Origin of the sequence: Micromonospora endophytica (genome assembly GCF_003236305.1) — a bacterium.
Taxonomy (GTDB): Bacteria; Actinomycetota; Actinomycetes; order Mycobacteriales; family Micromonosporaceae; genus Micromonospora; species Micromonospora endophytica.
In genome coordinates this window covers 1-1,139 of sequence record NZ_POTX01000479.1, presented here as the reverse complement: position 1 = coordinate 1,139, position 1,139 = coordinate 1, and the positions used below count along the sequence as shown (strand labels likewise).

At 74.8% G+C, this 1,139-nt stretch carries 1 protein-coding gene; it reads right to left on the bottom strand.

Annotated elements, in window-relative coordinates; all coding sequences use genetic code 11:
• On the bottom strand, positions 1-209 hold a 209-nt coding region (locus tag C1I93_RS33015; protein WP_146603619.1), incomplete at its 3' end, for an aldehyde dehydrogenase.
• Positions 210-1,139 lie beyond the last annotated feature (930 nt).

Here is a 1,139-nt window from a genome sequence, read left to right as displayed (position 1 = left end):
GCGAGCGCCGCGCCGGTCTCGGGGCCGCCGGTGAGCAACGACAGCACCCCGGCCGGCAGCACGGAGTCCAGCGCCCGGGCGAGCAACCAGCCGGTGGCCCTGTTATCGGTGCCCCCGTTGCCGTTGCCCCCGTCGTCGGTGTTGCTGTCGTCGGGGCCGGCGGTGTGGTTTCCGGCGGCGTGGGTTCCGCGCCGGCCGTCTCCGGACACGGCGTTTCCGCGCCGGTTGTCGTCGGGCTGGCTGTCCCCAGGTCGACCGGGTCCGTGCTGGCCGTTCCGGAGTCGGGTGCCGTGGGCGGGTCCACCATGGTGGCGGTCGGCACCGCACCAGCCGCGACCTTTCCGGCCTCCGCCGCGCCGGCCTGTGCCGCGCCGGCCTGTGCCGCGCCGCTCTGTGCCGCGCCGGCCTGTGCCGCGCCGGCCTGTGCCGCGCCGGCCTGTGCCGCGCCGGCCTGTGCCGCGCCGGCCTGTGCCGCGCCGGCCTGTGCCGCGCCGGCCTGTGCCGCGCCGGCCGCGACCTCATTCGCCGGCACTGCATCGGCTGGCACCAAGGGGAGGAAAATGGCGTAGCCCTTGGTGCCGGGCGGAACGGTCACCGGAATGGCCCAGGCTGGCTGGTCGGCCGGCCCGGGCCAGACGATGGGTGACAGGCCCGCGGTGGGCGGCACTACCAGTAGCTGAGGTGCCCCCAGCGGATCCGCCGTGGCGGCGCCGGCAGGGACAGGCACGTCGCCAGCATGTGCTTCAGCTGAGGGATGGCCGGGTGTCGGCTCGGACCCCGCCCCTGATGGATGCCCGGCGGGTGGTGGCTCGGACACGCGGCCCTCCTAGATCGACAAAGTAGCCGCCACTCTAGGTCCGCCGGACCGTTCCGCGCTGTCCCGTATCGACTCGTACGCGATCGCCCCGGGGACCGCACGTGTTGAGCGCCTGGTCGCCATTTCTGTCGCTTACCAGGGGGCTGATATCAGGGTGTGGCTGCCCTGCTGGCACGTCCCCGGCCCAGGGCGAATGTAGGGGAATGCGCGCCTGTCGAGCTGAGAGCACGAGCGGGTCACGGCAAGCGGGCCAGGGACGGCGACCGGTCCGGCTGCGCCGGGGGTTGCGGCTGCACCCGGGGGTGGCGGCTCCACCCGGGGG